Origin of the sequence: Bradyrhizobium sp. LLZ17 (assembly GCF_041200145.1) — a bacterium.
GTDB lineage: Bacteria > Pseudomonadota > Alphaproteobacteria > Rhizobiales > Xanthobacteraceae > Bradyrhizobium.
In genome coordinates, this window is record NZ_CP165734.1 from 1,048,929 (window position 1) to 1,069,557 (window position 20,629).

Annotated in this window: 13 protein-coding genes and 6 pseudogenes; 12 read left to right on the forward strand and 7 right to left on the reverse strand. The window is 64.4% G+C overall.

The features are described from left to right. Positions 1-27: 27 nt before the first annotated feature. From pyrH to lpxB, 12 genes and pseudogenes are all read left to right on the forward strand, one after another. On the forward strand, positions 28-744 hold the full coding sequence (gene pyrH, locus AB8Z38_RS05255; protein WP_369723420.1) for a UMP kinase: 717 nt from the start codon (positions 28-30) through the stop codon (positions 742-744). A gap of 57 nt (positions 745-801) precedes the next feature. Then, positions 802-1,365: a ribosome recycling factor gene (frr, locus tag AB8Z38_RS05260; RefSeq protein ID WP_369723421.1), complete on the forward strand. Its 564-nt coding sequence runs from the start codon at positions 802-804 to the stop codon at positions 1,363-1,365. A 116-nt stretch (positions 1,366-1,481) separates the two neighbouring features. Then, positions 1,482-2,240 carry an isoprenyl transferase gene (locus tag AB8Z38_RS05265; RefSeq protein ID WP_369723422.1) on the forward strand — a complete coding sequence of 253 codons (759 nt, stop codon included), beginning with the start codon at positions 1,482-1,484 and terminating at the stop codon, positions 2,238-2,240. After that, positions 2,237-3,082: a phosphatidate cytidylyltransferase gene (locus tag AB8Z38_RS05270; protein ID WP_369723423.1), complete on the forward strand. Its 846-nt coding sequence runs from the start codon at positions 2,237-2,239 to the stop codon at positions 3,080-3,082. The genes AB8Z38_RS05265 and AB8Z38_RS05270 overlap by 4 nt, the downstream gene beginning before the upstream one ends. 4 nt (positions 3,083-3,086) lie before the next feature. After that, positions 3,087-4,308: pseudogene (gene dxr / locus AB8Z38_RS05275) on the forward strand (1-deoxy-D-xylulose-5-phosphate reductoisomerase). Positions 4,309-4,352: 44 nt separating this feature from the next. Then, positions 4,353-5,503: pseudogene (gene rseP, locus AB8Z38_RS05280) on the forward strand (RIP metalloprotease RseP). A gap of 175 nt (positions 5,504-5,678) precedes the next feature. Then, positions 5,679-8,230, forward strand: a pseudogene (gene bamA, locus AB8Z38_RS05285) (outer membrane protein assembly factor BamA). Between the two features lie 149 nt (positions 8,231-8,379). Further along, positions 8,380-9,447 carry a UDP-3-O-(3-hydroxymyristoyl)glucosamine N-acyltransferase gene (gene lpxD / locus AB8Z38_RS05290; protein WP_369723424.1) on the forward strand — a complete coding sequence of 356 codons (1,068 nt, stop codon included), beginning with the start codon at positions 8,380-8,382 and terminating at the stop codon, positions 9,445-9,447. After that, a pseudogene (gene fabZ / locus AB8Z38_RS05295) lies at positions 9,444-9,906 on the forward strand (3-hydroxyacyl-ACP dehydratase FabZ). Before lpxD ends, fabZ begins: the two are co-directional and overlap by 4 nt. 177 nt (positions 9,907-10,083) lie before the next feature. Further along, positions 10,084-10,875, forward strand: a complete 792-nt coding sequence (gene lpxA, locus AB8Z38_RS05300) for an acyl-ACP--UDP-N-acetylglucosamine O-acyltransferase (RefSeq protein WP_369723425.1) — start codon at positions 10,084-10,086, stop codon at positions 10,873-10,875. 19 nt (positions 10,876-10,894) lie between these two features. Further along, positions 10,895-11,752: an LpxI family protein gene (locus AB8Z38_RS05305; protein ID WP_369723426.1), complete on the forward strand. Its 858-nt coding sequence runs from the start codon at positions 10,895-10,897 to the stop codon at positions 11,750-11,752. Beyond that, entirely contained in the window at positions 11,749-12,927 is a 1,179-nt protein-coding gene (lpxB, locus tag AB8Z38_RS05310) for a lipid-A-disaccharide synthase (protein ID WP_369723427.1), read from the forward strand. Before AB8Z38_RS05305 ends, lpxB begins: the two co-directional genes overlap by 4 nt. 48 nt (positions 12,928-12,975) lie before the next feature. On the opposite strand, the gene AB8Z38_RS05315 is transcribed toward lpxB, so the two are convergent. The 7 genes and pseudogenes from AB8Z38_RS05315 to gltA all read right to left on the reverse strand — a co-directional run bounded on the left by AB8Z38_RS05315 (position 12,976) and on the right by gltA (position 20,570). Further along, positions 12,976-13,743 carry an SDR family NAD(P)-dependent oxidoreductase gene (locus tag AB8Z38_RS05315; RefSeq protein ID WP_369723428.1) on the reverse strand — a complete coding sequence of 256 codons (768 nt, stop codon included), beginning with the start codon at positions 13,741-13,743 and terminating at the stop codon, positions 12,976-12,978. Beyond that, on the reverse strand, positions 13,740-14,855 hold the full coding sequence (locus tag AB8Z38_RS05320) for an ABC transporter ATP-binding protein (protein WP_369723429.1): 1,116 nt from the start codon (positions 14,853-14,855) through the stop codon (positions 13,740-13,742). The genes AB8Z38_RS05315 and AB8Z38_RS05320 overlap by 4 nt, the downstream gene beginning before the upstream one ends. A gap of 10 nt (positions 14,856-14,865) precedes the next feature. Further along, positions 14,866-15,723 (reverse strand): carbohydrate ABC transporter permease, encoded by an 858-nt coding sequence (locus AB8Z38_RS05325; protein ID WP_369723430.1) that lies wholly within the window; start codon positions 15,721-15,723, stop codon positions 14,866-14,868. After that, positions 15,716-16,564 (reverse strand): carbohydrate ABC transporter permease, encoded by an 849-nt coding sequence (locus AB8Z38_RS05330; protein ID WP_369726750.1) that lies wholly within the window; start codon positions 16,562-16,564, stop codon positions 15,716-15,718. The genes AB8Z38_RS05325 and AB8Z38_RS05330 overlap by 8 nt, the downstream gene beginning before the upstream one ends. A gap of 77 nt (positions 16,565-16,641) precedes the next feature. Continuing rightward, positions 16,642-17,928 carry an ABC transporter substrate-binding protein gene (locus tag AB8Z38_RS05335; protein WP_369723431.1) on the reverse strand — a complete coding sequence of 429 codons (1,287 nt, stop codon included), beginning with the start codon at positions 17,926-17,928 and terminating at the stop codon, positions 16,642-16,644. Positions 17,929-17,984: 56 nt separating this feature from the next. Continuing rightward, positions 17,985-19,156, reverse strand: a pseudogene (locus AB8Z38_RS05340) (ROK family transcriptional regulator). Positions 19,157-19,333: 177 nt separating this feature from the next. After that, a pseudogene (gltA, locus tag AB8Z38_RS05345) lies at positions 19,334-20,570 on the reverse strand (citrate synthase). Positions 20,571-20,629: the final 59 nt, after the last annotated feature.

The following is a 20,629-nucleotide window of genomic DNA, read 5'->3' on the forward strand; positions in this document are numbered from 1 at the left end:
AGCGGCGCCCGGACGAGGAAAGTGCTCATGACTGATCCGGTCTATCGTCGCGTCGTGATCAAGTTGTCCGGCGAATACCTCGCGGGGCAGCAGGGCTTTGGCATCGATCAGCCGACCATCGACCGGGTTGCGGACGATCTGATCGCGGCCCGGCATCTCGGCACCGAGGTCGCCGTCGTGATCGGGGGCGGCAATATCTTTCGCGGCGTCGAAGTCTCCTCCCGTGGCGTGTCACGCCCGACCGGCGACACAATGGGCATGCTCGCCACCATGATGAACTGCCTCGCGCTCGAAGCCACAATCGAGCGCAAGGGCACTCCAGCGCGCACGCTGTCGGCCTTCGTCATGCCCGAGATTTCCGAGCTGTTCACCCGCACCGCAGCACACAAATACCTCGCGGAGGGGCGGATCGTGCTGCTCGGCGGTGGAACCGGTAATCCGTTCTTCACCACCGACACGACGGCGGTGCTGCGCGCCGCCGAGATCGGCGCCGAGGCGGTGCTGAAGGCGACCAATGTCGACGGCGTCTACTCGGCCGACCCGAAGAAGGATCCGACTGCCACGCGATTCGACCGGCTGACGCATTCGCAGTCCGTCGAGGGCGGCTATAAGGTGATGGACGCGACCGCCTTCGCGCTTGCCCGCGAGACGTCGCTGCCTATCATCGTGTTTTCGATCGCGGAGCCCGGTTCGATCGGCGCCATTCTGCGCGGCGCCGGCCACGGGACGATCGTCGCCGGCTGACGGCTCACGGAAAAGAGGGCGAGGGGCGTGCCGCCGGTTTTTTGAAGGAGAAGCGAGATGGTCACGGGAAATTTCGATATCAACGAAGTGAAGCGCCGCATGCAGGGCGCCGTCCAGTCTCTCAAGCACGAACTCGGCGGCTTGCGCACCGGCCGCGCGTCCGCGTCGATGCTGGATCCGGTCCAGGTCGAAGCCTATGGCAGCCACATGCCACTCAACCAGCTCGCCACTGTCAGCGTGCCCGAGCCGCGGTTGATCTCGGTTCAGGTCTGGGACAAGTCGATGGTCAAGGCGGTCGAGAAAGCGATCGTCGATTCCAATCTCGGCCTGTCGCCGGCGACCGAAGGGCAGGTGTTGCGGCTGCGCATTCCGGAGCTCAACGAGGAGCGGCGCAAGGAACTGGTCAAGGTCGCGCACAAATACGCCGAAGCCGCCAAGGTCGCGGCGCGTCATGTCCGCCGCGACGGCCTCGATGTTCTGAAGAAGCTCGAGAAGAACCACGAGATGTCAGAGGACGACCAGGAGCGTCTGGCCGGCGACGTGCAGAAGGCGACCGACAGCACGATCACCGAGATCGACCAGTTGCTGGCTGCCAAGGAAAAAGAAATCCTCACCGTCTAGAGCGCGACCAATCGCGCTTTAGGTTATTGTTCGCGCATGATCTTTTTCGGAGAACCGCTTCGCACTTTGCGCTAGTGCGGCGCTTCGGGTCCGGATCACGCTTTAGGGCCGCCTTCATGTCCAACGCCGCCGCGCCCGTCACGGAAGGACCCGACAGGTCCGAGGCGCCCGCGCATGTTGCCATCATCATGGATGGCAATGGACGCTGGGCCGCCGCGCGCGGATTGCCGCGGGCCGAAGGCCATCGCCGCGGCGTAGAGGCATTGCGCCGCGTGGTTCGCGCCTCGCACGAGCTCGGCATCCGCTATCTCACCATCTTCTCCTTCAGCTCGGAGAACTGGTCGCGGCCGGCGAGCGAGATCGGCGATCTCTTCGGCCTGCTCCGCCGCTTCATCCGCAACGATCTCGCCAGCCTGCATCGCGACGGCGTCAAGGTGCGCATCATCGGCGAACGGGACGGGCTGGAAGGCGACATCTGTGCACTTCTCAACGAGGCCGAGGAACTGACGCGCGACAACACGCGCCTGACGCTGGTCGTCGCCTTCAATTACGGCTCGCGGCAGGAGATTGCGAAGGCGGCGCAAGTGCTCGCGCGCGAGGTTGCGGAAGGCCGGCGCGATCCGGCCTCGATCGATGCCGAGACACTTGGTGCCCATCTCGACGCGCCGGACATTCCCGACCCCGATCTCATCATCCGCACCAGCGGTGAGCAGCGCCTGTCCAATTTCCTGATGTGGCAGGCCGCCTATAGCGAGCTCGTGTTCGTGCCGATCCACTGGCCCGATTTCGACAAGGCGGCGCTCGAAGGTGCGATCGCCGAATTCGCCAGACGCGAGCGCCGTTTCGGCGGCCTCGTCGCGAAAACCGCCTCGTGAGCGAACCCGACGCCGCACCGGCCGGCTCCGCGCCCGCCTCGAGCAATCTCGTGATGCGAGTCCTCGCAGCGCTCGTGCTGGCGCCGCTCGCCCTTGTGCTCGCTTATGCCGGTGGCTGGCTCTGGGCGCTTCTCGTCACGCTGGCCTCGATCGGATTGTTCGCGGAATGGCTGACGGTGGTGGGCGCGGCGGGCTCGGTGGTTCTGACCGCGTCCGGGACGGCCGTCCTCGCCATCATGGGCTTCTGCGTTGCCTTCGGCGCGCTCAAGACCGCCGTCATCACCGGCCTCGTTGGCGGCGCGATCGTGACCCTGCTTGCGCGGGGCATGTTGGTCTGGGCCGCCACTGGTTTCGCCTACGCATCGGCCGCGCTGCTGGCCTCGATCCTGGTGCGACAGGATCCCGTGAACGGCTTCGCCGCGCTGATGTTCGTGCTGCTCGTGGTGTGGGCGACCGATATCGGCGGCTATTTCGCGGGCCGCGGCATTGGCGGACCGAAGCTATGGCCGCGGGTCAGCCCCAAGAAGACCTGGGCCGGCGCGTTCGGCAGCTTTGCCGCGAGCCTTGGGGTTGCGGGCGGCTTTGCCGCCTGCGGGATAGGGAAGGCTATTCCGCTGCTGCTCGTGAGCGCTGTCCTGACCGTGGTCTCGCAGCTCGGCGATCTCTTCGAATCCGCCGTGAAGCGGCGCTTTGGGGTCAAGGATTCCAGTCACTTAATTCCCGGCCATGGCGGGCTTCTGGACCGTCTGGACGGCTTTGTCGCTGCCATCCTGGTGGCATGGATTATCGGCTTTCTCCGCCATGGTGTGCATAGCGCCGGAAGCGGTCTTATGGTTTGGTGAGGATATGAGCGCGGTCCCATTGCGTAACAACAAGGCTGCGGCGACGAGCGTCCGCAGTGTCACGGTCCTTGGTGCCACCGGCTCGATCGGCGACAGCACCATGGACCTGATCCGTGCAGCGCCCGAACGCTACCGGGTGGAGGCGCTGACTGCGAACAGCAATGTCGAGGCGCTGGCAAAGCTCGGCAGAGAATTTTCCGCGCGCTTCGTCGCGATCGCCGACGCCTCCAAGCTTGCTGAGCTCAAAGCCGCGCTGGCAGGAACCAGCACGGAATGCGGCGCCGGCGAAAGCGCGGTGATCGAGGCCGGTGCGCGTCCGGCCGATTGGGTCATGGCGGCGGTCAGCGGTGCGGCCGGACTGAAGCCGGCTTTGGCGGCGGTCGATCGCGGTGCCCACGTTGCGCTCGCCAACAAGGAATGCCTCGTTTGCGCCGGCGACTTTTTCATGCAGCGCGCCGCGAAAGCGGGCGCCTGCATCTTGCCGGCGGATTCCGAGCACAATGCGCTGTTTCAGGCGCTCGGCTCAGGCAATCGCGATGAACTCGTCCGCGTCATCATCACCGCCTCGGGCGGTCCGTTCCGGACCTGGAAGAGCGCCGATATCGAGCAGGCCACGCTGGCCCAGGCGCTGAAGCATCCGAACTGGAGCATGGGCCAGAAGATCACGATCGATTCCGCTTCGATGATGAACAAGGGGCTCGAGGTGATCGAGGCGTCCTATCTGTTCGCGCTGTCGCCGGACGAGATCGACGTGCTGGTTCATCCGCAATCGATCATCCACGGCATGGTCGAATTCTCCGATCGCTCGGTGGTGGCCCAGCTCGGCTCGCCCGACATGCGCACGCCGATTGCGCATTGCCTCGGCTGGCCCGACCGCATCAAGGGACCGGCGGCCAAGCTCGATCTGGCCAAGATCGGCCAATTGACCTTCGAGGCGCCGGATTACGAGCGCTTCCCAGGCCTTCGCCTGGCCTTCGATCCGCTCCGGACCGGGAAGGGGGCGACCACCGTCTACAACGCCGCCAACGAGGTCGCGGTCGCCGCGTTCATTGCCGGCAAAATCCGGTTCGGCGCCATCGCGCGGCTGGTCGAAGCGACGCTCGAGGACTGGGTCGAGCGGAAACCAGGCGCCCATGACCTCGGCGGATGACGCAATATCCGTTGACCATGTTTCGCGAAATAGGGCCGCCGCCCTATTGCCTCAAATTGCCTTAAAGGCATCCTAGGTAGTTCGGGGCCAGGGCCTTGCGGCGCTGGATGAGGGAATTCGATGATCGACTTTTTCGTCCACAGTTTCAATACGTTGAGCCATGGGCTCCTCGGTTACGCCGTTCCCTTCCTGTTCGTCCTGACCATCGTCGTGTTCTTCCACGAGCTTGGCCATTTTCTGGTCGCGCGCTGGGCTGGGGTTCGGGTGTTAACCTTTTCGCTCGGTTTCGGGCCTGAGCTGGTTGGCTTCAACGACCGCCACGGCACGCGCTGGAAGATCTCGGCGATCCCGCTCGGCGGCTATGTCAAATTCTTCGGCGACGAGAGCGAGGCCTCGACCCCGTCCGCCCAAACGCTCGCGGCCATGACCGCCGAGGAGCGCGCCGGCAGTTTCCACCACAAGAAGGTCGGCCCGCGCGCCGCCATCGTCGCGGCCGGTCCGATCGCCAATTTCATCCTCGGCGCGCTGATTTTCGCGGGCATGGCCTTGTACTATGGCAAGCCGAGCACGATCGCGCGTGTCGACGGCATCGTGGCCGACGGCGCGGCGGCTTCTGCCGGGTTCAAGGTCGGTGACGTCGTCGTGCAGATAGACGGCAAGCCGATCGAGAGCTTTGCGGACATGCAGCGATCGTGGCGACGAACGCGGGTTCCGCGCTCGTCTTCGAGGTGAAGCGGGACGGCGCACTCGTGTCATTGACCGCGACGCCGGCGCTGCTGGAGCGCAAGGATCCGTTCGGCAACAGCCACCGCCTCGGCGTGCTGGGTGTGGAGCACAAATCTCAGGCCGGTGAAACGTCGACCTCGCCGGTCGGTGTGGGCGAGGCGCTGAAGATCGGGGTGGACCAGGTCTGGTTCATCATCAGCAGCACGTTCAAGTTCCTGGGCTCGCTGTTCGTCGGAAACGGCAATCCGAACGAGGTCAGCGGCGTCCTTGGAATCGCGAAAATGTCGGGGCAGGCGGCCAGCGCCGGGTTCCAGTTCGTGATCAATCTCTGCGCCGTGTTGTCGGTCTCGATCGGTCTGTTGAACCTGTTCCCGATCCCGCTGCTCGATGGCGGTCACCTTCTGTTCTACACAGCTGAGGTGGTCCGCGGTCGTCCGCTGTCCGAGCGGACCCAGGAGATGGGGTTCCGGATCGGGCTGGGTCTGGTGCTGATGCTGATGGTGTTCGCGACCTACAACGACATCCTTCGGATGGCCTCGTCCTGATAGGGGCTTTTTTGTGACGTTGCTCTTGGGCAACGTCTTGGATTGAAATTGAAATTGGGGCGCGCTCGGCCGTTTGCGGCGTCGGTGAAATTGGCTACAAGCGGCTTGAACTTGGGGATTCTCCAGACCGGCGTTGGGGTTGGGTCTGGAGCGGAATGATGAGGGCGCGTTGCGCATGATGTTTGGACTGCGACTCCGGGGCGGCTTGCTTGCCACCCTGATCATGTTCGGCGCGGCGGTGGTTGCCCCGGTCGGGGCTGTTTTTGTGTCCTCGTCTGCGCTTGCGCAGACCGTGCAGTCGATTTCCGTCGAGGGAAATCGCCGCGTCGAGGTGGAGACGATCCGCTCCTATTTCAAGCCGGGACCCGGGGGCCGCCTTGATCAAGGCGCCATCGACGACGGCCTCAAGGCGCTGATCGAGACAGGCCTGTTCCAGGACGTGAAGATCAACCGCGGCCCGGGCGGCCAGATCATCGTTTCCGTGGTCGAAAACCCGGTGATCGGTCGCGTCGCCTTCGAGGGCAACAAGAAGATCAAGGACGAGCAGCTCACCGCGGAAATCCAGTCCAAGGCCCGCGGCACGTTCTCTCGTGCCATGGTGCAGTCGGACACGCTGCGTATCGCCGAAATTTACCGTCACTCCGGCCGCTATGACGTGCGTGTCACGCCGGAAATCATCGAGCAGCCGAACAACCGCGTCGACCTCGTCTTCACGGTCGAGGAGGGCGTCAAGACGGGCGTCAAGTCGATCGAGTTCGTCGGCAACAACGCGTTCTCGTCCTACCGCCTCCGGGACATCATCAAGACGCATGAATCGAATCTGCTGAGCTTCCTCGGCAGCAACGACGTCTACGATCCCGATCGGGTCGAGGCCGACCGCGACTTGATTCGCCGCTTCTATCTCAAGAACGGATCGCCGACGTCCAGGTCGTGGCCGCGCTCACCGAATATGATCCGGACAAGAAGGGCTTCAACGTCACCTTCAAGATCGAGGAAGGCCAGCAATACCGCGTCGGCGCGGTCGATTTCCGCACCAGCATTGCCAATTTCGACCCGACCACGCTGCGCTCCTTTTCGCGCGTCAATGTCGGCTCGCTCTACAACGTCGAATCGGTCGAGAAGTCGGTCGAGGACATGCAGATCGAGGCCTCACGGCGCGGCTTCGCCTTCGCCGTCGTGCGTCCCGGCGGCGACCGCAATTTCGATGCGCACACCGTGTCGGTGGTGTTCAACATCGACGAGGGTCCGCGTACCTACATCGAGCGCATCAACATCCGCGGCAACACCCGCACGCGCGATTACGTGATCCGTCGCGAGTTCGACCTCTCGGAGGGCGACGCCTACAACCGCGCGCTGGTCGACCGGGCCGAGCGGCGCCTGAAGAATCTCGACTATTTCAAGAGCGTGAAGATCACGACGGAGCCTGGCTCCTCCAGCGATCGCGTGGTGCTGATCGTCGATCTCGAAGAGAAGTCGACCGGCGATTTCTCGGTGTCGGGCGGTTACTCCACGACCGACGGTGCGCTGGCCGAAGTCTCGATCGCCGAGCGCAACCTGCTCGGCCGCGGCCTGTTCGCCAAGGCGTCGGTGACGTACGGGCAGTATGCGCGTGGCTATTCGCTGTCGTTCGTCGAGCCGTACCTGCTCGACTATCGCATCGCGCTGGGCCTCGACTTGTATCAGCGCACCCAGCTCTCCAACAGCTACATCTCCTACGGCACCAAGACGCTGGGCTTCTCGCCGCGCCTCGGCTTCTCCTTGCGTGAAGATCTGGCGCTGCAGCTGCGCTACTCGGTCTACCAGCAGCAAATCACGCTGCCGTCCTACCTGGCGAATTGTAACAACATCGTCGGTTCAGGGGCGTTCAACCCGTCGCCGGCATACGCCAACACGCCGCAAGGTGCCGCCGACATCGCCGCCAGCGGCTACAACTTCGCCGCAACCAACGGCCTCGGCTGCTACAGCGACGGTGAAGCCTCGCTGCCGGTGCGCAAGGAGCTCGCGAATGGCAAGACGCTGACCTCGGCGCTCGGCTATTCGCTGACCTACAACACGCTCGACAACAACAAGAACCCGACCGACGGTTTGATCGTCGACTTCAAGCAGGACTTCGCCGGCGTCGGTGGCGACGTCTCCTATCTGAAGACCGCGGCCGATGCGAAGTACTACCAGTCGCTGGTGTCGGACCTGGTCGGCCTCGTCCATCTCCAGGGCGGCGTCCTGACCAAAGTCGGCAGCGACCTGCGCATGCTCGATCACTTCCAAATGGGTCCGAACCTCGTCCGCGGCTTTGCCCCGAACGGCATCGGCCCGCGCGACCTCAATCCCTACGGCACGCAGGACGCGCTCGGCGGCACCAAGTACTGGGGCGCTTCGCTCGAATTGCAGATGCCGTTCTGGTTCCTGCCCAAGGAAGTGGGCCTGAAGGGTGCGGTCTATGCCGACGCCGGCGGTCTCTACGACTACCAAGGCCCGACGACGTGGGCACTCACTGGCGAAACGACTCGCCCGCCGTCCTGTACGCCTTCGACGATCAATCCAGCGACGCCCGGCACCTGTACCGGCCTGGTCTACGATGACAGCAAGGTGGTGCGATCGTCGGTTGGTGTCGGCTTGATCTGGGCCTCGCCGTTCGGTCCGCTGCGCTTCGACTACGCGGTGCCGCTGACCAAGGGCAAGTATGACCGCACGCAGGAGTTCCGGTTCGGCGGCGGCACGACGTTCTAGCTCGATCAGCAGGGCATGACCCGGCCCTTCGGGAATTTGTCCGGAATTCCTTTGGGGGCGGGTCTCCAAAAAGATCGTTCTCAATCCACGAGATGAGGCATGATGCGGCCTGGCCGCTTCATGCCGAAGCCGGACCGCGAAGGGGTGGAATGGCGCAGCCGACCTTCTTCACAAAACCGCCGGCCTCAGCGCTGGCTGACATCGCCGCGCTCGCCAAGGCGCAACTGGTCGATCCTGCCAAAGGCGACCACGTCATCACAGGCGTCGCTTCGCTCGACGAAGCCGGCCCGATGCATCTGGCGTTCTTCGACAACCTGAAATACGCCGACGAGCTCAAGGCCACCAAAGCCGGCGCCTGCTTGGTGAGCCCGCGCTTTGAGGCCCAGGTGCCGGCGCATGTGGCTGTGCTGCGGGTGGCGCAGCCGTTCCGCGCCTTTGTCAGGATCGCGCGCGAATGGCACGGCGACGCGCTCAGGCCGCAATCCTGGGTGGGCCATGACGGCATCGCGCCGTCGGCCATCATCGATCCCTCGGCGCGGCTCGAGGACGGCGTGGTCGTCGATCCGCTGGCCGTGATCGGTCCGGGCGTCGAGATCGGTAGCGGCACGGTGGTCGGCGTCGGCGCGGTGATCGGCCCGGGTGTCAAGATCGGCCGGGACTGCAATGTCGGCGCCCGCACGGCGATCCAGTGCGCCCTGATCGGCAACAATGTCCTGATCCATCCCGGCTGCTCGATCGGCCAGGACGGCTACGGCTTCATCTTTTTCGGCCCCGAGGGCCATCTGAAAGTGCCGCAGACCGGACGGGTGCTGATCCAGAGCGACGTCGAGGTCGGCGCCAACACCACCATCGACCGCGGCAGCTTGCGCGACACGGTGATCGGCGAGGGCACCAAAATCGACAATCAGGTCCAGATCGGCCACAATGTGACCATCGGCCGGCACTGCCTGCTGGCGGCCCAGATCGGGCTCGCGGGCAGCCTGACCCTCGGCGACAACGTGGCGCTGGGAGCGAAGGTTGGCATCAACAACCACGTCAAGATCGGCGACGGGGCTCAGGTGACGGCCATGAGCGGCGTCAAGGACGACATTCCCGCGGGCGGGCGCTGGGGCGGCTTTTTTGCCAAGCCGACCAGGCAGTGGTTCAAAGAGATTTTGGCGGTGGAGCGCCTGGCGCGCGACGGCAAGGCCGATTCGAAGGATGAGGGACGGGAATGACGGAGGAAGCACCGGTCAGGTTCGCGCTTGTGGACATCAACATGATCCTGCAAACGCTCCCGCACCGCTTTCCGATGCTGCTGATCGACCGCGTGATCAACATCCGCGCCGATTACAGCGGTATCGGCATCAAGAACGTGACCTTCAACGAGCCGCCGTTCCAGGGCCATTTCCCCGATCGTCCGGTCTATCCCGGTGTGATGATGATCGAGGCGATGGCGCAGACGGCGGGCGTGATCGGCATCAAATCGGTCGAGGGCACTGGAGAAGCCGCGGGCGGTCTATTTCCTCACCATCGACAAGTGCAAGTTCCGCAAGCCCGTGATGCCCGGCGATACCATCGAGTACCACATGCGCTCGATCGGCCGCCGCAAGGCCATGTGGTGGTTTCACGGCGACGCCAAGGTCAACGGCGTGGTCGTCGCGGAGGCCGATGTCGGGGCCATGCTGACGGACTGAGGACGACTGGCGAACGGCGAGCAGAGAGTGGCGAATAAGCTGCTCTATTCCGCTCTATTCGCCCATTCGCCGTTCGCTTTGAAACGAGCCGAGATCATACGTCACTGGACAGATCGGCCGAAGTCGCGCTAACCACCGGAAAACCGAGCAACTTCAACACATAGTCAGATCTTTTTGATGAGTAAGATTGATCCCGCCGCGCGGGTGGAAGACGGCGCATTGATCGGCGAGGGCACTGAGATCGGGCCCTATTGCATCATCGGCCGCAACGCCAGGATCGGGGCGAACTGCAAGCTGATCGGACAGGTTACCGTCATCGGCCACACGTCGATCGGTGATGGCTGCGTGATCTCCCCGTTCGCGGTGCTGGGCGGCGCCCCACAGGATCTCAGCTACAAGGGCGAGCCGACCACGCTCGAGATCGGTTCCGGCAACATCATCCGCGAAGGCGCGACGATGAACGTCGGCACCGTCAAGGGCGGTGGCAAGACGCGCGTCGGCAACGACGGCTATTTCATGAACAACAGCCATGTCGGCCATGACTGCATGGTCGGCAACAACGCGATCTTCGCGACCTCGGCGACGCTCGGCGGCCATTGCGAGATCGGCGACGCCGTCTATGTCGGCGGGCTATCGGCGGTGCACCAGTTCACGCGCATCGGGTCCTATGTGATGGTCGGCGGCCTCTCGGGCGTGCGCGACGACATCATCCCGTACGGGCTCGCCAACGGCCAATATGCGGTGCTGGAGAGTCTCAACCTGATCGGCATGAAGCGGCGCAAGTTCACCAAGGAACGCCTCGCCACCGTGCGCGCGTTCTATCAGAAGCTTTTCCACGGTCCCGGCATATTCGCCGAGCGGCTGGAGGCGGTACGGCCGCTTGCGAGCGACGATCCGGCCATCGCCGAGATCATCGACTTCATCGGCAAGGGCAAGCGCCCGCTGTGTCTTCCCGCCGTCGAAAAGTGACCTTGGGATGGCCGCGGACATGACATCGGCGGCTTCGGAGATTTCATCGCCGGTCGGCGTGGTCGCAGGCGGCGGCGCCATGCCGTTCGCGGTCGCCTCGTCGCTCGCCGCGCGCGGCATTACCCCGGTGCTGTTTCCGCTGCGCGGCGCCTGCGATCCGGCACAGCTCGAAAAATTCCGCCACCGCTGGATTTCGGTCGGCCAGCTCGGCCGCGCGATGCGGCTGTTTCGGGAGGAAGGCTGCCGCGACCTGATCTTCATCGGCACGCTGGTGCGGCCTTCGCTGTCAGAGATCCGGTTCGACTTCACGACCTTGCGGCTGCTCGGCAACGTCATCCGCGCCTTCCGCGGCGGCGACGATCATCTGCTGTCCGGCGTCGGTCGCATTCTCGAGCAAGGCGGCTTCCGCATGGTCGGCATCAAGGACGTCGCGCCCGACCTCCTGATGCCCGAAGGCTGCATCACCCGCGCCTGGCCCAGCGAAAACGGCAAGAGCGATATCGAGCGGGGGCGTGCGGTGCTCACTGCGCTCGGGCCGTTCGACATCGGCCAGGCCGCTGTCGTGATCGACGGCCACGTGGTGGCGGTCGAGGATATCGAGGGCACTGATGCGCTGCTTGCGCGCGTGGCGCGCCTGCGCGAGGAGGGGCGCATCCGCGCCGCCACAGGGCGCGGCGTGCTGGTGAAGGCGCCGAAGAGCAGTCAGGATTTGCGCTTCGACCTGCCGACGATTGGCGCACGCACCATCGAGGGCGTCGCAGCCGCCGGCCTCGCCGGGATCGCCGTGATCGCCGGCAACACCATTGCCGCCGAGCCGCAGGCGATGATCGCGCTCGCCGACGCAAAGTACCTGTTCGTCATTGGCCTGCCGGCGTGATGCAGAGCCGCGATCCCAAGCGGAAGATCTTTCTCATCGCGACGGAGGAATCCGGCGATCGGCTCGGTTCGGCGCTGATGAAGGTGCTGCGCCAGCGGCTCGGAGACGGCGTGCAGTTCGAAGGCGTCGGCGGCAGCACCATGGCGCGGGAAGGGCTGGTCTCGCTGTTCCCGATCGATGAACTGTCGATCGTCGGCTTCGCCGCGGTGGTGCAGCAACTGCCGAAGATCCTGCGCCTGATCCGCGAGACCGCGGCTGCGGTGACCGAGGCCGCGCCCGACGCGCTCGTCATCATCGACAGCCCCGATTTCACCCATCGCGTCGCCCGCCGCGTGCGGGCGCGCAATCCGGCGATCCCGGTGGTCGATTACGTTTCGCCGTCGGTCTGGGCATGGCGGCCGGGCCGGGCGCGCGCCATGCTCGGCTATGTCGATCACGTACTGGGTCTGTTGCCGTTCGAGCCGGAGGAATATCGCAAGCTGAGGGGCCCGCCTTGCAGCTATGTCGGCCATCCCCTGATCGAGCAATTGCCGTCGCTGCGGCCGAACGCCGAAGAGCAGTTGCGCCGCGACGAAGAGCCGCCGGTTCTGCTCGTGCTGCCCGGCAGCCGCCGCAGCGAGATCAGACATCACCTCGAGGTGTTCGGCGCGACGCTCGGCCGATTGCGCGCCGAGGGCCGCGCGTTCGAGCTGTTGCTGCCGACCATGCCGCATCTCGAATCCACCGTCCGAGAGGGCGTCGGCAGCTGGCCGGTCAAGCCGCGGATCGTGGTCGGCGAAACCGAGAAGCGCGCCGCCTTCCGCGTTGCGCGCGCGGCGCTGGCGAAATCCGGAACGGTGACGCTGGAGCTCGCGCTATCAGGCATTCCGATGGTGACGGCTTATCGGGTCGGCGCGATCGAGGCCTTCATCCTGCGCCGCGCCGTCAAGGTCTCGTCTGTGATCCTCGCCAATCTCGTGATCGGCAGGGACGTGATCCCCGAGTTCCTGCAAGAGGACTGTACGCCGGAGAAGCTCGCGCCCGCGCTGTCCGAGGTGCTGACGGATTCGCCGTTGCGCCGGCAGCAAGTCGAAGCGTTTGCCCAGCTCGACGCCATCATGTCGACCGGCAACACATCGCCGAGCGTGCTCGCCGCCGACATCGTGCTCGCGACGATGCGCAAGGTGCGGCGATAGACGATGATCTTGTCGGGTGGGCACGCTGCGTTTTGCCCACCCTGCATATTAGCCGAGACCGCCGTCGACCTGAAAGCATTGGCGCGTGATGCGCTGGCTCGCGTCGGAAGCCAAAAACAGCGCCATGTTCGCGATATCGTCGGGCGTCACCGCATCGGGAACGGCTTGGCGCGTGCGCAGCTCGGCGATCGCCTGCTCGTCCGGATACCATAGCCGGCGCTGGCGCTCCGTGATGACCATGCCCGGCGCAATCGCGTTGACGCGGATGCGGTCGGGGCCAACGAGCCGCGCCAGCGAATTGGTGAAGCCGACGATCGCAGCCTTGGCCGCCGCGTACACCGGAAGTGCCGGCGCTCCGCGTATCCAGGCAATCGACGACATGTTGATGATCGAGCCGCCGCCTCGCGCCCGCATCTGCGGCACCACCGTCTGTGCGGCAAAGAAGACGTGCTTGAGGTTGACGCCGATCATCCAGTCGAATTCGGATGGCGTGACGTCCGTGAGCACCTGGCGCTGATCATTGGCAGCGTTGTTGACGAGGACCGCGGCATCGCCAAGCGATCCCTGGATTTGGGCCATGGCGGCGCGCAAGGCGTCGATGTCCAGGAGGTCGCAGGGCACGAACAGCGGCGCGGCGCCGGAGGTGCCGGCCAGCTCCCGAACCAGCGCCTTGCCGGCGTCCGCATCGACGTCGAGGAAAGCGACACGTGCGCCCTGCGCTGCGAATGCGCGCACGAAGGCAGCGCCGATGCCGCTGGCGCCCCCGGTGATCAGCACCACGCGGTCCGCGAGGCCGGCATAGCTCGTCTTGGTCATGCGATTAGTCGCTCCGTCTCGGGGTCGAACAGGCAAATACGGCGGGTGTCGAGCGCGAAGGGAGCAGGCGCGCCCGGCGTGGGGCGGATATCCGGCGTGATGCGCGCCAGCGCCGGCTCGCCGCCGAGCCGCAGCAGGACAATGGTCTCCGCGCCGGTGGGCTCGACCATCTCGACAGGCGCGGAGACGACAACGGGCGCACCCACGGCACCGGAGAACACGCGGTCCCCCTCGGCGATGCATTCCGGCCGGATTCCGAGTACGACCTCGCGGCCGACGTAAGGCGCCGCGGCATCGTAGCCTTGCAGACGGAGGCGCACCTCATCCGGCCGTCCCGCACCGATCACGATCATTGGCCCGCCGGCATCGGCCTCGAGCCGGGCCGGCATCGTGTTCATGGGTGGAGAGCCCATGAAGCGGGCGACGAACAGATTGGCGGGATAGCGGTACACCGTGTCCGGATCGGCGAATTGCTGCACCACGCCCCGGTGCATCACGGCGATGCGCGTTGCCATCGTCATCGCCTCGATCTGGTCGTGGGTGACATAGACGATGGTGGCGCCAATGCGCTGATGCAGCCGCTTGATCTCCATCCGCATCTCGACCCGCAGCTTGGCATCGAGATTGGAGAGTGGCTCGTCGAACAGGAAAAGCAGGGGATCGCGTACCAGCGCTCGGCCCATCGCCACGCGCTGGCGCTGGCCGCCGGACAATTGCGACGGCTTGCGGCCGAGCAGGGGCTCGATCTGGAGCAGCCGGGCCACATTCGCCACGGCCTTCTCCTGCTCCGCCTTGGCGACGCGTCGGCATTCCATGCCGAAGGTGATGTTCTGGCGCACCGTCATCGAGGGATAGAGCGCATAGGACTGGAACACCATGGCGATGTCGCGGTCCTTGGGCGGGACGTCGTTGACGACGCGCCCGCCGATTTCCACCGTCCCTTCGCTCGGACGGTCGAGTCCGGCGATGATGTTGAGTAGCGTGGACTTGCCGCAGCCGGATGGCCCGACCAGCACGGTGAATTCGCCGCTCTCGATGTCGAGGTCGATGCTCTTCAGAACCTCCAGATTGGCGTAGCGCTTCGACAGGGCGCGAATGCTCAGTGCTGCCATGACAACCCCATCATTTCACGGCCCCGGCGGTGAGGCCGCGCACGAAATACCTGCCGCCGAAGAGATAGATCAATAAGGTGGGCAGGGCCGCGATGATCACCGCAGCGCTCTGCACGCCATGCTGCGGGATATCCGCCACCGCGGCAGATAGTGCGATGAGAGCGGCCGTGACGGGCTGCTGCTGCCCCGTCGTGAATGTCACGCCATAGAGGAACTCGTTCCAGATGTGGGTGAACTGCCAGATCACTGTCACGATCAGGATGGGAGACGAGAGCGGCAGAATGATGCGCCAGAAAATGCGGAAGAACCCGGCGCCGTCGATGCGCGCGGCCCTGATCAGTTCATGTGGAATGGCGATATAGTAGTTTCGGCAGAACAGCACTGTAAAGGAGAGCCCCTGGATCGTGTGGATCAGCACGAGGCCCGACAGGGTGTTGATGAGGCCGGTGTCCCGCAGCACGATGGTCCAGGGCAGCAGGCGCATCTGCTGGGGAAGGAACAGGCCGAGGGTGACGATGCCATAGATCCAGTTGTCGCCGCGAAAACGCCAGAGCGACACGGCGTAACCGGCGACAGCACCGAGCAGGGTCGAGAAGATCGTCGCGGGAATCGTGATGAGCGCGGAGTTCAGCATGTACGGCCGGATGCCGGCGCAGGTCTCGGCGACGCAGAATCCGCTCCAGGCCAGGGCATAATTGCCCCAGGTCAAATGTTGCGGCCAGCCGATCATCGAGCCCTGCGCAATCTCCTCATTGGTCCGGAGCGAGTTCAGCACGACGACGATCAGCGGCGCGAGATAAGCGGCGGCGAAGAATGTCACGACGAGATAGATGACAATCCGGCTCGGGGCGAAGCTGCGGTCAGGCATGGGTGGCCTGCCGTCGCTGGACATAACGCCACGCTGCATAGGGCAGCAGCACGGCGAGAAGGATGAGCAGCATGAGCACCGCCGCTGCCGCACCCCGGCCGAGCTGGCCGCGCTGGAACATGAGGTCGTAGACAACAAGGGCCGGCAGCTGGGTCGCTATGCCGGGCCCGCCATTGGTGAGCGCGCGGACGAGGTCGAAAGCCGAAATGGCGAACTGCAGCTGGACGACCACGACGGTGATGGTGATCGGCCAAAGCGTCGGCAAGATCACACGCCAATAGGTCCGGATCGGTCCTGCGCCGTCGATCTGCGCGGCCTTGATGATGTTGGCATCGACGGACCGAAGCCCGGCAAGGAAGAGCGCCATCCCGAAGCCCGAGGATTGCCAGATCGCGGCGATGACGATGGTCCAGATCGCCATGTCGCGGTTGACCAGCCAGTCGAAATGGAAGGAGATCCAGCCGAGGTCGTGGGCAAGCTTCTCGATCCCGATACCGGGATTGAGCAGCCAGCTCCACACCGTGCCGGTCACGACGAACGAGACCGCCAGGGGGTACAGGAAGATGGTACGCAGCACGTTCTCGCCACGAATGCGCTGATCGAGCAAGATCGCGAGCACGAGACCGGTGATCAAGCTCAGCAGCACGAAGGCGATGCCGAACAGCAGCAGATTGTCGAAGGCGATTTGCCAGTTGCGCGACGCAAGGACCGAATTGTAGTTGCGCAATCCCACCCAGCCCGTGACCGGCACAAGCGTGGACGGCGTAAACGACATCCAGATCGTCCAGATCGAGAACGAAATGAGGTGCGCCGCGGACAGCAGCAGCGGCACCCAGATCATCAGATATTCGGGCAGCCGGCCGACCACGGCTGGTATTGCCGGGCGGCCGGGCTGCGTTGCTGTGGAGACGATGTCGGTCAACGGGCGCCCTCGACAGCCTCGGCAAGGCGGGTGACCGCCTGATCCGGCGTAATCGTCTTGTTCTTTGCGTATTCGGTGAACACGTCGATCATCGCAGCGGTCAGGCCATTTTCCTGCGCCATGTTGTGCGCGAGGCTCAGGACGGCCTGATTGCTGGCGACAGCCTCCTTGAGTGCGGCTGCGGTTCGCCTTTGACCATCGGACCAGCCTTCACCGGACAGATCGACGTCGGTGCGCACCGGGATCGATCCCGTGATTTGCGAGTACATGGTCTGGATCGCCGGATCCATCACGAGCTGGGCCATCAACGTCTGTCCGGCCTGCAGATCGGGCTCCTTGCGCTGCCAGAAGATGAAGGCGTCGGCATTGAGCAGGAACACCGGCTTGCCATTGTCGCTGGGACCCGGCGCGATGGTAAAGTCGTCCAACTTGAAACCGGCGTTGCGCAACACGCCCTGCGCCCATCCGCCCATGATCAACATGCCCATGTCGCCATCGATGAAGCGCTTCAAATTGGTGGCATAGGGTTGGGCGCCAACATTGGGGTCCATCCAGTTGGTGATCTTGCGCATCTGTGCGAAGGCCGCCTTGATCTCGGGACCCTCCAGGGCCTTCTTGTCGAGATTCATCGCGGCTGCGCGATATGCGGTCGGACTGATGCCGGCGAGCGAGGCCTCGAATTTTTGCCCATCGTCGGCGCGGGTGCCACCGTTGGCGACCGGAAAGGTGACCCCGGCGGCTTTCATCTTCTCGGCAAGATCGTTGAAGTCAGCCCAGGTCACGGGGGGCTTATCGGCCTTGGCTTTGTCCATGGCGCGCTTGGAGAGAAATAGCATGTTGGTGCTGTAGATCTGCAGCGGCAGGGCAATCCACTTGCCCCCCGGCTTGTGCAATTTTGCAAGGTCCGGCGCGACGACCTTCTCGTAGCCGGCGGCCGCGACAAGTGCGTCAAGATCGACGGTCGGAGCGATCTTCGACCAGGCTGCGATCTCGGGGCCCTTGAGTTGCGAACAAGCCGGCGGATCGCCGGCGATGATCTGAGCACGTAGCTTGTTCATCATCTCGGTGGTGAACCCGGGGACCGGCGAGTGCTGCCACGTCCCGCCCTTCTCCTCGAATTTCTTGCCGAGTGCGGTGATCGCCGCGCCGTCGCTGCCGGCGGACCATTGCGAGATCACGGTCAGGCGCGGCTTGACCGCGCCTTGCGCGCGGGCAAAGGCAGGCAGCGCGAGCGCAGCGGCAGAGCCAGCAAGAAGACGACGCCTCGTTGTGGTGATCGGCATGGCAAGTTCCTCCCGGGTGTGAACTCTTCGCGCGAGAGCCGCGCAGCATCAGTATCTCAGGCAGCCTCCGTCGACGCGGCGGGCATGCCACCGCATCTCGCCAGGCAGTACGCAGCGAAGGCCAACGCGGCATGCGGATCATTGCCGGTCGAGGGTGGCACGAAAGCGAGCGACACCTGCGCCAATTGCCGTCCGCCGAGCAGAGAGGCGTCGATCCCTTCGATCACGGCCTTGCGATCGTCGTCAGCGAGAAGCGAGGGCCAGCCGCTGATGGCGACGCCGCGGCAGGGTTTCACGTTCAGCGTATTGCCGATCGCCAGGCCAAGCCGGAACAGCCGCTGGCGCAGCTCCTGGCGCACACGCGGTGAGATCGGAATCGTGGTCACCCAGTCGTCGCCGAGCTGGAGCAATTCGGCTTCGCCCACGCCAAGCAGCTCGGCCAGGGCCGGAAGGGACGCATAGGCTTCGACGCAGCCATGATGTCCGCAGCGGCAACGCGGTCCGTCAGGCCCGAACACCATATGGCCGAGCTCGACCGGCTGCAGCGTGTCATCCTCGATCGGATCATCCATCCAGGCGCCGGCAACGCCCTGGCCAACAAAGACGAACAGATGCGGGCTGCTGAATGGATAAGCTTCCGTGCGGCTGCGGTGAAAGGTGGCATGCGCGACCACCGAGTTGGTGAAGTCGACCGGCACGCCGGCAAACATCGCGCCGACCACGTCGCTGACACGATCGATGTCAAGGGAATGATCGGGTTGCCGAACTCGCTCAACCGGCCGAGGCCCGGAACCGAGACGCCGATGTGTGCGAGCCTGATGCGCCGCCGCCGCGTCCAGTCGCGCAGCAATGTCAGCGCTTCCTGGAACACCCGGCCGACGGACTCGACGGTCAGCTTTGCCGGCAGCGGTACACGCTCGGTGTAACGCAACTCGCCCGACAGGCTGCCGACGCCGACGCTGAGCCACTGAGCGGTCAGCTCGACCGCTGCAAGCGCCACCGAACGATCGAGCGACACCAGAGCCGTTGGCCCGCCGACATACGGGGCAGGGCGCCGCACCTCCTCGATCAGGCCTTCGGCCTTGAGGTCAAACAGGATGCGCGAGAGGCTCGCTTCGGACAGGCGCACGGCCTTGGCCAGCGGCGGCCGAAACGAGCCGCCCGACTGAAGCAGGTGGGTCAAAATGGCAGCGCGCGTCTGCCGCCGACTTCTCGGCTGCTCCGGCATTTCCGTCCCTGTCATCATTCTTACTTACTGTAAGGATGCGCGCGGGGCATTGCGGCTGTCAAGCGTCGGCCGGCGCGACGAGCCGACTTGTTATTGTGCGCGGCAGCAAGGATCCGCACAAACGAAAACGGCGCCATCTTGCGATGGCGCCGTTCCGTTGGATCCTACAGTCCGATGTTACTTCCGATCCTTGATCGCCACGTAGTCGCGGCGGGTGACGCCGGTGTAGAGCTGGCGCGGACGGCCGATCTTCTGGTGCGGATCCTCGATCATCTCGCTCCACTGGCTGATCCAGCCGACGGTGCGGGCGACCGCAAACAGCACGGTGAACATCGAGACCGGGAAGCCCATCGCCTTGAGCGTGATGCCCGAATAGAAATCGACGTTCGGGTAGAGCTTGCGGTCGATGAAGTATTGGTCGCTGAGCGCGATCTTCTCCAGTTCGAGCGCAACCTTGAGCATCGGATCGTCGCCATGACCGGTCTCCTTGAGCACGGCGTGACATCTTCTGCATGATCTTGGCGCGGGGATCGTAGTTTTTGTAGACGCGGTGGCCGAAGCCCATCAGGCGGACTTCAGAGTTCTTGTCCTTCACCTTGGCGATGAATTCCGGAATCTTGTCGACCGAACCGATCTCGGCGAGCATCGCGAGGGCGGCTTCGTTGGCGCCGCCATGCGCCGGGCCCCACAGGCAGGCAATGCCGGCGGCGATGCAGGCAAACGGGTTGGCGCCCGAGGAGCCGGCGATGCGCACCGTCGAGGTCGAGGCGTTCTGCTCGTGATCGGCATGCAGGATGAAGATCTTGTCCAGCGCGTCGGCCAGCACCGGATTGATCTTGTACTCCTCGCACGGCACCGCGAAGCACATGTTGAGGAAGTTCTCGGCGAACTTCAGCGAGTTTTTCGGATAAATGAAGGGCTGGCCGACCGTGTATTTGTAGGCCATCGCCGCCAGCGTCGGGATCTTGGCGATCATCCGCATGGAGGCGATCATGCGCTGCTTTGGATCGTTGATGTCGGTGGAGTCGTGATAGAATGCGGCGAGCGCGCCGACAGCCGCCACCATGATCGCCATCGGATGGGCGTCGCGGCGGAAGCCCTGGAAGAAGCGGGCCATCTGCTCGTGCACCATCGTATGATGGATCACGCGATCGTCGAAGTCCTTCTTCTGCGCGGCGGTCGGCAGGCTGCCGTAGAGCAAGAGGTAGCAGGTCTCGAGGAAATCGCCGTTTTCGGCAAGCTGCTCGATCGGGTAGCCGCGATATTCCAGCACGCCCGCGTCGCCGTCGATATAGGTGATTTTGGACTGGCAGCTCGCGGTGGAGGTGAAGCCGGGATCGTAGGTGAAAAGGCCGGACTGGCCGTAGAGCTTGCCGATGTCGATGACTTCAGGCCCGACGCTGCCGCTGAGGATCGGGAGATCGTAGTTCTTATTTCCGACCGTCAGCGTGGCGGTCTTATTGCTTGCTTTTG

Coding starts and splice junctions, on each gene's coding strand:
- pyrH (WP_369723420.1), top strand. CDS start 28: ATGACTGATCCGGTCTATCGTCGCGTCGTGATCAAGTTGTCCGGCGAA.
- frr (WP_369723421.1), top strand. CDS start 802: ATGGTCACGGGAAATTTCGATATCAACGAAGTGAAGCGCCGCATGCAG.
- AB8Z38_RS05265 (WP_369723422.1), top strand. CDS start 1,482: ATGTCCAACGCCGCCGCGCCCGTCACGGAAGGACCCGACAGGTCCGAG.
- lpxD (WP_369723424.1), top strand. CDS start 8,380: ATGGCGCAGCCGACCTTCTTCACAAAACCGCCGGCCTCAGCGCTGGCT.
- lpxA (WP_369723425.1), top strand. CDS start 10,084: ATGAGTAAGATTGATCCCGCCGCGCGGGTGGAAGACGGCGCATTGATC.
- AB8Z38_RS05305 (WP_369723426.1), top strand. CDS start 10,895: ATGACATCGGCGGCTTCGGAGATTTCATCGCCGGTCGGCGTGGTCGCA.
- AB8Z38_RS05315 (WP_369723428.1), bottom strand. CDS start 13,743: ATGACCAAGACGAGCTATGCCGGCCTCGCGGACCGCGTGGTGCTGATC.
- AB8Z38_RS05320 (WP_369723429.1), bottom strand. CDS start 14,855: ATGGCAGCACTGAGCATTCGCGCCCTGTCGAAGCGCTACGCCAATCTG.
- AB8Z38_RS05325 (WP_369723430.1), bottom strand. CDS start 15,723: ATGCCTGACCGCAGCTTCGCCCCGAGCCGGATTGTCATCTATCTCGTC.
- AB8Z38_RS05330 (WP_369726750.1), bottom strand. CDS start 16,564: ATGATCTGGGTGCCGCTGCTGCTGTCCGCGGCGCACCTCATTTCGTTC.
- AB8Z38_RS05335 (WP_369723431.1), bottom strand. CDS start 17,928: ATGCCGATCACCACAACGAGGCGTCGTCTTCTTGCTGGCTCTGCCGCT.